General features: G+C 42.6%; 9 protein-coding genes. 3 read left to right on the plus strand and 6 right to left on the minus strand.

The window, feature by feature from the left end:
• Window positions 1-18: 18 nt before the first annotated feature.
• The 5 genes from NHN17_RS24485 to NHN17_RS24505 form a co-directional block, all read right to left on the minus strand.
• Complete coding sequence (locus NHN17_RS24485; RefSeq protein WP_255045283.1) at window positions 19-846, minus strand: TniB family NTP-binding protein; 828 nt, start codon at window positions 844-846, stop codon at window positions 19-21.
• An 11-nt stretch (window positions 847-857) separates the two neighbouring features.
• Window positions 858-2669, minus strand: coding sequence for an integrase catalytic domain-containing protein (locus NHN17_RS24490; protein WP_255045284.1), 1812 nt, complete (start codon window positions 2667-2669; stop codon window positions 858-860).
• Window positions 2662-3351 carry a TnsA endonuclease N-terminal domain-containing protein gene (locus tag NHN17_RS24495; RefSeq protein ID WP_255045285.1) on the minus strand — a complete coding sequence of 230 codons (690 nt, stop codon included), beginning with the start codon at window positions 3349-3351 and terminating at the stop codon, window positions 2662-2664. Before NHN17_RS24495 ends, NHN17_RS24490 begins: the two co-directional genes overlap by 8 nt.
• Window positions 3352-3502: 151 nt before the next feature.
• On the minus strand, window positions 3503-4546 hold the full coding sequence (locus NHN17_RS24500) for a GMP reductase (protein WP_255045286.1): 1044 nt from the start codon (window positions 4544-4546) through the stop codon (window positions 3503-3505).
• Between the two features lie 263 nt (window positions 4547-4809).
• On the minus strand, window positions 4810-5814 hold the full coding sequence (locus NHN17_RS24505; protein WP_255045287.1) for a zinc-binding alcohol dehydrogenase family protein: 1005 nt from the start codon (window positions 5812-5814) through the stop codon (window positions 4810-4812).
• Between the two features lie 139 nt (window positions 5815-5953).
• Between NHN17_RS24505 and NHN17_RS24510 the strand changes: the two genes are divergently transcribed.
• Window positions 5954-6862 carry a LysR family transcriptional regulator gene (locus tag NHN17_RS24510; protein WP_255045288.1) on the plus strand — a complete coding sequence of 303 codons (909 nt, stop codon included), beginning with the start codon at window positions 5954-5956 and terminating at the stop codon, window positions 6860-6862.
• A 104-nt stretch (window positions 6863-6966) separates the two neighbouring features.
• On the opposite strand, the gene add is transcribed toward NHN17_RS24510, so the two are convergent.
• The gene (gene add, locus NHN17_RS24515; protein ID WP_255045289.1) at window positions 6967-7962 is read right to left on the minus strand and encodes an adenosine deaminase; all 996 of its coding nucleotides are present in this window, start codon (window positions 7960-7962) and stop codon (window positions 6967-6969) included.
• 217 nt (window positions 7963-8179) lie between these two features.
• Between add and NHN17_RS24520 the strand changes: the two genes are divergently transcribed.
• A complete protein-coding gene (locus NHN17_RS24520; protein WP_309243494.1) occupies window positions 8180-8839 on the plus strand; it encodes a Crp/Fnr family transcriptional regulator in 660 nt (219 codons plus the stop codon).
• Window positions 8840-9042: 203 nt separating this feature from the next.
• Window positions 9043-10026: a hypothetical protein gene (locus tag NHN17_RS24525; protein ID WP_255045291.1), complete on the plus strand. Its 984-nt coding sequence runs from the start codon at window positions 9043-9045 to the stop codon at window positions 10024-10026.
• Window positions 10027-10328 lie beyond the last annotated feature (302 nt).

The raw sequence follows: 10328 nt of genomic DNA on the forward strand, positions 1-10328 counted from the left end.
GACCCTGATCTCGACGCTTTACTGCCCTGGAACTTCGCTCATTAATACTCGCCCCGTGGGATCATGGGGCGCATACATAGCTTCTACAGATGCGTGGTAAATAAGATTTCTCAATGACCGCATATTTCCTTGGGAGAAAGCGTATAGTTTTCTTTGCAGATCATTTTTAGCTAGACCAATCTCTTTCTCGAAAGGTAGTGCCCTGTCCAGATGGCTCAGAAATACTTTGAATACACCCTCACCCCGTTGATAATTGAACGGTCGCAGTTCAAATTGGATTGAGAATCGCCCATGCAGTTGTGAGTTTGCTTTCAATACAACTTTCGAGTACGGCATGCCAAAAAGAACAATCGGGCACTTTGTTCTATTGATTACCATCTTTAGCCAATTGCCCACTTGTGTGAGAACCCGGTTTGACCTCTCTTCGACTAGATGCTGAAATTCGTCAACAATTATCAATTTAACGCCAACAACAGGAATTAAATCGGTTAATTTTTTAGTCAACCTAGTCAAATCGGTTTCATAAAGCGCTAGCGGGTCTCCCATTTCAAGCAACAGTTCCCTAGCCGCATCCACAGGTTTAGCATTGTCTGGCAACTCGATATGCAATGCAGGAACTGTGTCTCCATGTGTTTCAGAATCTCGTTTGTTCTGACTTAAATATTTCTTGATAATTGTCGTTTTACCCACTCCCGAAGCGCCAAAAACCATCATGCATGTAGGCTCGGATTCGAAATCTGATAGATCTCTGCATCTATCCATATAACCCAAGACCTTCGTAACACTCGGCGTTGATACAAATGCTCTTTTAGCTTTTAATATGCGTGCTTCTCGGGTTTCATTCATCTGATGGCTTCTCAAACATAATCAATATCCCAATCTTCACTATCAATAATTTCAATTTCTTCTTCGTTTTTCTGAGGTGGGACAGCCTTGGCATCGCTGATTCTTTTGGCTCTTGCACCATTCTCTTGATGTCTAGCACCACGTCTCCGGGATCTAATTTTCTTAGTCTTAACAATTGAACGGTCAGCGATCTCTTCAATTTTTATCTCTGCATCAATTTCTTTATCTTCGTCATATTCTGCTGAATTTAATCCAGCTAGATATTTTATGTTGTATTTATGTTGCCAGAGAGACACTCTACTTGCATATTCATAGTCTATCGCGTTAACTGTAAAGTACTCGTTCAGGTCTTCATCTAACACCCAAATGACCGCCATACACTCCGGATTATATTTGAACTGAACTTTATGATTTCCTTTCTTACCCCGATACTCCGCTAAACGTTCATTGCTGTATATCAGTTCTTTATAAACAGTTACACCAACTTTGGTTAGTTGTTTGTGTTTAACAATAGCGAATTTAAAGTCCAACTCATCTTTAGATCCAGTAAATTCTTCAGGCTCCCATTCTTGACAGCCCCTTTTCCATGCGATATTCGGACAATTGGTTCCTCTCTGGTTAGATTTTTTATGATATATATCTACTAACCAAATTAAGTAAATTTCTTTGATTTCTTCTGGTGTAAGAGTAGCTTCGCCCACTGAATCATAACCTTCTCTCTGAAGGTATTGGCTAAAGGCTTTCCCTGGTAAATCATCTAGTAGAGAAGTATTGATAGTACCGTAGCTACGTTCAACATGCGGTTTATTGTCAGGCGTTTCGACTCTGTTTTGATGTACATTGATCAACAATGATTCACATGCTTTATCAAAAGCTTTAGACAAAAACTCTTTACCATTATCCGTTACAAGTAAGTCAGGAATACCGTAACATAACCATTCATTTTCTACTGATTCAAACGAGCTTAAAAGGTCATCTTTTCGCAATATTGCATTCTTAAGAGCGAGTGAAACTGATACGTAACTCGGCGGTTCAAACCCTAGGTAAAATCCAATCACAGCTTTACTGTAACAATCGACCAATTGAGTCAGCCAAGGTCGCCCTAATGGCACCCGATGTTCCTCATGTACAGCAAAGATATCAACGACTGTATGATCTATTTCAACCCTTTCAAGCACGTAGGAAGTCAATATCTTTTTTCCCATTCGCCGGAATTCTCTTTTAGCGACTCGCTCACCCTTCTTCGCGGCCAGCAATTCGAAAGGAGTCTTCTTTTTAACACGTTTTCGAAGCGATTCATAAGTTGGATATTTATACTTAGTTCCATTGTTCAGGTTATGCTGACGTAATTTCCTTCGTACGCGCTTGTGAGCACTTCTTATACGCACTTTTCGCCCAGAGATAACTCTCTCTACAGCTTGATCCATCAAGGCATCAACGAATGTTGGTACTTTAGCTTTACTATTACCTTTATCTTTATTTCTGGGAGCCAGACTCACAGGGTTGTAATCAGACGCTCTAAAAACTAACCACCACCGATATATCGATATCGAACTCGGAATATTCCTGTCATGTAACCGTTGTAGTGCAACGCGATGTGGTTCAATAGTCTTTGGAATGATTTTTTCGCACTTACTGGCTAAATAACGAAGAATGCTTAGGCGAAAAGTAATTTGAGTAGCTATATTGTCAGGAAACGCGGATATGTCCTTATATGTTTCTTCATCAACATCACTGGTAGCTACAACCCTTTCTTCCGACTCAGGCTTTCCTTGCTGAAGTGCCGACTTCCGATTAAAACTTGAAAATGATTTCTTAGACATAACAAACCAATTTAAATTCAGACTCGAGTGATAGTGGGGTCTCTAAACTTGTTTGGAGTAGGTTTCGAGAGAGCAAGTCACATAGGAATGGAAATATTTGTCTTTCATTTAGTCCGAGGTGGAGACCTAAACTTTTTGCTGTTTGGGTACCATTCAGCTTTAACGTGTTGATGAGGGTTTGATGAAAGTGGTTCAAGTTATCTCTTGAGGCATATCGATGCAAAAGCTTAAGGTTGCGAAAGATAACCTCATCCAGTACTTCTTCCTCTGTAACCAGTTCTAGCTCCAAACCCAACTCAAGTGCACCTTGGACTTTTGCTTCCCATTCACATTCAAATTCGGCTTTTGAACTCTCTTTATCGGATTTCACTTCATACAGCGTATATTCACCGGTATCAAATTGAACGAGAAAGTCTGGTACATAGGTATGGGCCTTGCCATTCAGACAGTATGAAAATCTAATCGGCTGTGAGCAAAAACGAACGATGCTAGGTTCGAAATCAAAATGATAACAAGCTGCACATTCTAAAAATGATTCTACCGTAATTCTTTTTCCCATCTTAGCACTGACATAACGGTGTATGTTCTTTCCACGTGACTTAGTTAGGTTTCGAGCAGGGGTATCAAACGCACTTTCAAGTGCGATCAAGGTGGAAATAGAAGGGGAAAGCAGAGTTGGCATAATATTGCCTCTTCACGGTATTGTCGTAAACTTACACAAGCTTAGACCATGAAAAGGCAATATCAAATTATGGTTGTACCAAATATCAATATATGGTTGTAAATATCAAATTATGGTTGTTTCAACAACAATTTTAGCTAAAGTGTTGTAATTACTCTTTACCAAATACGTTGTTTTCTTGCTCTTGCACGCGGATAAACGTTGTGCGCTTAGTCAGCTCTTTTAGCTGCGCCGCACCCACGTAAGTACACGTAGAGCGCACGCCACCCATGATGTCCTGGATAGTGTTCTCAACAGGGCCACGGAATGGCAGCAGAACGGTTTTACCTTCAGCGGCACGGTACTTAGCAACACCGCCAGAGTGCTTGTCCATCGCGCTTTGAGAAGACATGCCGTAGAACTTCATGAACATTTTGCCGTCTTGCTCGACAATTTCGCCGTTGCTTTCTTCGTGACCCGCCAGCATACCGCCAAGCATGACGAAGTCAGCACCGCCACCGAAGGCTTTAGCAACGTCACCCGCACACGCACAGCCACCGTCACCGATGATGCGACCACCAAGGCCGTGTGCAGCGTCAGCACATTCGATAATGGCAGACAGCTGAGGGTAGCCAACACCAGTTTTAACGCGAGTAGTACATACAGAACCTGGGCCGATACCGACTTTCACGATGTCAGCACCCGCAAGGATAAGCTCTTCTACCATGTCGCCAGTCACAACGTTACCTGCGCTGATCACTTTGTCCGGGAATTCGGCACGTACTTTTTGTACGTATTGTACAAGGTGTTCAGAGTAGCCGTTGGCGATATCAATACAGATAAAGATAAGGTCATCAGAAAGGGCCATTACATCTTTGGTTTTCTGGAAATCAGCTTCAGACGTACCAGTAGATACCATTGCATTGTTTAGCACGCTTGCGTCGTTGGTTTCAACGAATGCCGCCCAGTCAGCCACTGTGTAGTGCTTGTGAACAGCCGTCATTACACCGTGCTTAGCAAGGGATGCGGTCATTTCGAAGCTACCGACAGAATCCATGTTTGCAGCAATAATTGGTACACCAGACCATTGACGACCGCTATGCTTGAATGTAAAATCGCGGGTTAATTCAACTTGAGAACGGCTTTTTAGGGTTGAACGTTTTGGACGAAACAGTACATCTTTAAAACCCAATTTCAAGTCTTGTTCGATACGCATTGGTAATTCCTTAAATCTTATCGAATATTGCCGCATGGTCGGTAGCTGTTGGCAGACAGCGCGCCTATACACCATGTTGCAGGCACAAAAAAACCGGAGCGTTGGCAGACGCTCCGGTTTTCAGCATTATAGGCTGAGAAACTTTTTTAACAAGTCTAATAATATGAATTTTTTTGTGTTACCTTAACGAAGATAGCACCTCAACTACTGCATACTCTCTGCGTAAAACCTCACTGCCTATAATGTAACTTGTTGAATCTATTTCAAAATCCTTCAAGTACTATTTTACCCATCGCTTTCTGTGACTCCAAAAGATCATGCGCTTTCTTTAAGTTTTTTGCACAAATGGCACCGCCCTGATGAGCAACTGTTGATTTTATATCCCCGTTATCGACCAATTTTGCAACATTAGTGAGCAAATGGTGCTGCTCAATCATGTCTTTAGTGCCAAATAATGAGCGGGTATACATAAATTCCCAATGCAACGAGATGCTTTTACGCTTGAGTTGCAGGATGTCAAAAGAAGCGGGATCATCAATTAGGCCGAATTTTCCTTGTGGTTTGATAGACTCAACAATCTCGCTTAAGTGATCGTCAGAGTTGGTTAGGCCCACCACATAGTCGACTTCACCAAGATCTTTGTCAGCGAGCTGCTTGCTGAGAGACTCACGATGGTTGATAACGTGATCCACTCCCAGCTCTTCAAGCCATGATTGTGTTTCAGGGCGCGAAGCGGTGCCGATAACGGTTAGGTTGGTCAGTTTTTTCGCCAGTTGGACCATAATTGAGCCCACACCACCAGCAGCGCCGATAATAAGTAGCTTTTTGTTACTGTCTTTCTCTACTTCCAAACGGTCAAACAGCATTTCCCATGCGGTAATAGTTGTCAGTGGTAAAGCTGCCGCTTGCGAAAAACCTAAGCTTTTCGGCATGTGACCAACAATTTTCTCATCAACCAACTGGTATTCAGCGTTAGTGCCTGAGCGGGTAAGATCACCGGCATACCAAACTTTATCTCCTGGCTTAAAGAGTGTCACATCCGGACCGACTGATTTGACGATACCAGCGGCATCCCAACCGAGCACTTTGTATTGCCCCTGTTCTGGAGCAACACGCATTCGAACTTTGGTATCAACCGGGTTGACCGAGATTGCTTTGACTTCAACCAATATATCCGTCCCGCTGGCGACAGGCTCAGGCAGGGTGATATCAATAAGAGAGAGTGGTTCAGAAATTGGTAATGATTGTTGGTAGCCGACTGCTTTCATGTTGCTCTCCTTTCGCTACCCTTACAAAGGGTCGTAGGTGATTGTCTTTGTGTTGGTTTCATTTTAATTGACAATGAAATTTTGAAAAACCACTATTAGCTTAAATTGCTTTCAAATAATTTTTGAATATGGGTTAAAGATGAAGGCTCTCAACGATCTCAAGATTTTTATTGAAACGGCAAGGTTACATAGTCTTTCAGCAGCAGCGAGAAACATGGATATCACGCCCGCAGCAGCAAGTGCTGCGCTTAAAAGACTAGAAAATGAAGTTGGAGCGTTATTGTTTATTCGTTCAACCCGCAATCTACGCCTCACCCAGCATGGCGAGCAATTTCTGAATTATTGCGAGCAGGCCGTCGGGCTGATGACTGAAGCATGTAGCGTTATTAGTGAAGGACAGGCGGAGTTTCAAGGCGTCATCAAGCTGTCCATGCCATCAGACTGCGGCCGTAATCTATTGTTGGGTTGGATTGACGAATTTATGATGTTACACCCGAAGTTAGAAGTCAGGGTGCAGTTAACGGATGGCTTAGCAGATATGTATACCCAACCCGTTGATGTCGCTTTGCGCTATGGTGAACCCAGTGACTCGTCATTGGTTGCCTTGCCTATTGCTGGGGGCAATAAGCGGATATTGTGCGCATCGCCTGATTATCTCTCTAAGTATGGTTACCCTGATTCCCCTAATGAGTTGGTGAAACATAACTGTCTCTGTTTTGCCTTGGGTGAGAGTTTGTATAACCGTTGGCGATTCTTTCACCAAGGACAAGAACAGATCTTGGTGGTCAAAGGAAATCGTTATGCCAACGACGGGGAGGCTGTTAGGCGTTGGGCTCTTGCTGGGAAAGGTATCGCTTATAAATCGCTATTGGATGCTAAAGATGACTTGCTGGCAGGGCGTTTAATCGAAATAGATATTGGTAGGGAAACCGAATCTGCTCCTTTATATTTAGTGTGCGCTAGTCGTAGAGTAATCAACCCACAAATTCAGGCGTTAAGAGAGTTCCTTGTTGGTAAAGTCGAGAAACACGTTTCATCGCCACAATAGACAAACCAGTGATTTGGCAAAAAATGTTAGATTGCCAATGATGTTACGAGGTAAAAGTCCATCATGGTTACGCTCGCTAACCATGATGGTGTATAACTTAGGCGTTACTTAGCCAGTTTCATCAGGTCTTGCTTAATGTCGTCTGATGCGAAGGAGTGCTGAACACTCATCTTGTAAATTTGATAGTAATCGTCAACGCTCAGTTCAAACTGTTCCATAACTTTGCGAACTTCATCAGTCATCGTGGTGTTGGACACCGTGCGGTTATCAGTATTGATAGTCACAGGCACACCATCTTGGTAAAATGCCTTGATTGGGTGAAGGGCAAGCTCACTGATTGCTTTAGTTTGAACATTGCTGCTTGGGCAGGTTTCAAGGGCAACGTCATCTTGCTTCACAAGGTTGTATGCTTGTTCATGATCTTTAATCGCAACACCATGGCCAATGCGTTCTGCACCTAGGATTGCAATAGCGTCATAAACATTTTGTCCGCTGCCTTGCTCACCGGCGTGGATTGTAACTCTAAATCCTTTGTCTTTCGCATACTGCGCGTAGGTCGCATAGTCGTGGCAGAACCCATCCAGCTCACTACCGGCCAAGTCAAATGCAACCACGCCTTGGTTTAATAAGCTTACGCCAGCATCAATCACTTGGGTGATGGTGTCTGAAGGCAGGAACTTCACCATCGAAAGGATATAGTTACCCTTGATATCATATTGCGCTTCAGCCTTTTTCATTCCCTTTACTGCACTGGCAATGATTTGGGCATAGGTCAGCCCTTTTTGAATATGAAGCTGAGGGGCGAAGCGTACTTCCAAGTATTTTACATTTTCTTTGGCTGCATCTTCAAACAGCTCAAATGAAATACGCTCTAAGCTTTCTGCGGTTTGCATTACCGAAACGGGTAGGTCAAAGCGACTTAGGTATTCAGGTAGGTTTTCGCAAGCCTCGGGTGCAACCATCAATGTATTGACTTCATCAACATCATAACTTGGTAGAGTGACATTATGCTGTTTGGCCAGGTCGATAACAGTCTGCGGTCTAACGCTACCATCTAGGTGGCAATGAAGATCAATTTTCGGCAGGTCGAAGTAATTCATTAGTGTTGTCCTAACAATGTATAATCTGGGAATCGGTAAGGCTTCCCAAATTGCGGTTAATCTTTATGAACGCAACATAGCAGGAAGTTTTTCTCTCCCTGTGCTTATGAACAATAGCTTAAAGAATAGCTTGGGGTTGATAACACGACAATTGTCCGGGTGTGACAAGTTTTATTTTACTAATCGATAGGTTGGATACCGTTTACCAAAAATGGATATGTCTGAAATTCTGAGTAAAGGGCCAGAACGTTTTCGTCAGCTAGTTAAGAATGAGAACTTTCGGCGCATAATTCGACATAAGGGCGACTATATTGTCAGGCAGCAGCATGAAATCACAGAGGTGTATTGGACTGCTGCCGCCCAGTTTATGCTTTTACACACCGCGCTCAATGGCAAAACATTGAGCTTGGGTGATTACTACCTCGAAGATAACTTTTTCGGCGAGATTGAGTTTTTCTCGGGCAATCCTTGTTCATTTGATGTGGTAGCAACGGCGACTATTGAACTCGTTGTGATTCCGAAAGAACGATTTGTCGAGATCTTACTCCAGGATGCGACGATATCATTTTGGATGAATCACCGGATGGCGAATATGTACCAATCGTCAATGAACATCGCTATTGAACGATCTTTGTACCCGCTGAAATTCAACATCGTTAAAGATATCGTTAGTCGCTGTACCTCTGAAGCCAGATCGTTAAATCATGATTATATGTATCAGGAGGCGCAGCGCTTTGGCTGTACTGATAGGGCCTATACCCGAATTATTCATGAGCTTATAAAAGAAGGCTTAGTGAAAAAAGGGGAGGACAACTCTTCGATCATTCCGGTTAACCTTGATCGACTGGTAGGTTACTTGAATCAGTGTCAGCAATAACAATTAAGGCCACATCAGTGGCCTTTTCTAAATCTTTTTACCAACCTACATAAATACTTGATCAACTACTTATCCAGATTGGTATTACAGCCAAGCAGTTACTATACGTAGACTTTTTAAACAAAATCATAGGCTACGGCTTAATTGTATTAATTAAACGTTACAACTATGCTGATACCAACCCCTCAACGGATATCTAGATAATGACCACCCAAAAAAATCAAGTTCTCGCCCTTTCATCTGCCATTTTACTCGCTGCGGGGTGTTCACCAGAACCGGACATGCCACCTAGTAGTAACATCAATGATTACCGCGGTTCAGCAAGCATTACACAAGGCATTGCTAAAACGGTAGAGACGAATCTTTTTGAGTGTAAAAATGGACGTAGTCGAGTTGCTGGTATTGGTGAAATTACAGATACAGAAGGAAAGGTTTGGACTGTTCCTGCTAAAAACAACTTTGTTACTGCACCGAAAGCCGTCGACTTATATGAGGAGTGTGCAAACATCACTCCCAAAAGTCTTGCTGATGTAAATGAGGACTCTGTACCTGTCGCCGTTATAGATCCTGACGGTGAAGAAGTCACGGGCTATATTTTTGCTGACAATTACTTTGAGCTATACATCAATGGTACCCTTGTAGCCGTAGATACCGTACCGTTTACACCATTTAATTCTAGTATTGTGAAGTTTAAGGTTAAGAAGCCTTATATTATTGCAGTAAAAGCGATTGATTGGGAAGAAAACTTAGGCTTGGGTACTGAAGATAATCGTGGGAAAGCTTATCACCCAGGAGACGGTGGTTTTATTGCTAGCTTTAGTGATGGGACAGTCACAAACTCAGACTGGCAAGCTCAAGTATTCTATACTGCACCAATTTATGATCTGACGTGTCTTAGTGAAATTGAGGGTCGACGTCTATCTGAAACTTGTACTACTGAAGGTACTGATGATGGCCAGAATGCTTATGCTGCTCATTGGGAAACCCCAAGTAATTGGATGGGAAAAGATTTTGATTCGACATCTTGGCCTCAAGCAACATTATACTCAGAAGATGAGATTGGCGTAGACAATAAGAATGCCTACATGAACTTCATTGAAAAATTCAGTGGTGCAGGCGCGAGTTTTATTTGGTCAACAAATGTCGTATTGGATAACAAAGTTCTACTGAGGTACGAGGTTAAGTAGACCTTCTTGTGTAGTTCTATCTACCTCTGAGTTAACGCAGTCATGCTTTCTAAATTTAGAGGTCATCTTCTGCTCTTGTTGTTTGTGAATGTTAGGCAATAAAGAAGGCTCATTCAGAGCCTCTTTAAATCATAGTGTTATTGAATAATCACTGATTATGCATCGGCCAGCGTTGCATTTTCCGGCTGAGCCGTTTCTGCTTTTTTCAGCATCACTCGAATTAAAGTATCCGCCCCATAAACCTCACATTCAATTAAGCTGACACCAAACTTATGATGTTGCTTTCATTCAAATAGAGACAG

The sequence above is a fragment of the Photobacterium pectinilyticum genome (assembly GCF_024357955.1).
GTDB classification, from domain to species: Bacteria; Pseudomonadota; Gammaproteobacteria; order Enterobacterales; family Vibrionaceae; genus Photobacterium; species Photobacterium pectinilyticum.

What these genes read in the sequence shown, in the direction of transcription:
- NHN17_RS24485 (WP_255045283.1), bottom strand. Translation starts at nt 846, where the DNA reads ATGAATGAAACCCGAGAAGCACGCATATTAAAAGCTAAAAGAGCATTT.
- NHN17_RS24490 (WP_255045284.1), bottom strand. Translation starts at nt 2,669, where the DNA reads ATGTCTAAGAAATCATTTTCAAGTTTTAATCGGAAGTCGGCACTTCAG.
- NHN17_RS24495 (WP_255045285.1), bottom strand. Translation starts at nt 3,351, where the DNA reads ATGCCAACTCTGCTTTCCCCTTCTATTTCCACCTTGATCGCACTTGAA.
- NHN17_RS24500 (WP_255045286.1), bottom strand. Translation starts at nt 4,546, where the DNA reads ATGCGTATCGAACAAGACTTGAAATTGGGTTTTAAAGATGTACTGTTT.
- NHN17_RS24505 (WP_255045287.1), bottom strand. Translation starts at nt 5,814, where the DNA reads ATGAAAGCAGTCGGCTACCAACAATCATTACCAATTTCTGAACCACTC.
- NHN17_RS24510 (WP_255045288.1), top strand. Translation starts at nt 5,954, where the DNA reads ATGAAGGCTCTCAACGATCTCAAGATTTTTATTGAAACGGCAAGGTTA.
- add (WP_255045289.1), bottom strand. Translation starts at nt 7,962, where the DNA reads ATGAATTACTTCGACCTGCCGAAAATTGATCTTCATTGCCACCTAGAT.
- NHN17_RS24520 (WP_309243494.1), top strand. Translation starts at nt 8,180, where the DNA reads ATGTCTGAAATTCTGAGTAAAGGGCCAGAACGTTTTCGTCAGCTAGTT.
- NHN17_RS24525 (WP_255045291.1), top strand. Translation starts at nt 9,043, where the DNA reads ATGACCACCCAAAAAAATCAAGTTCTCGCCCTTTCATCTGCCATTTTA.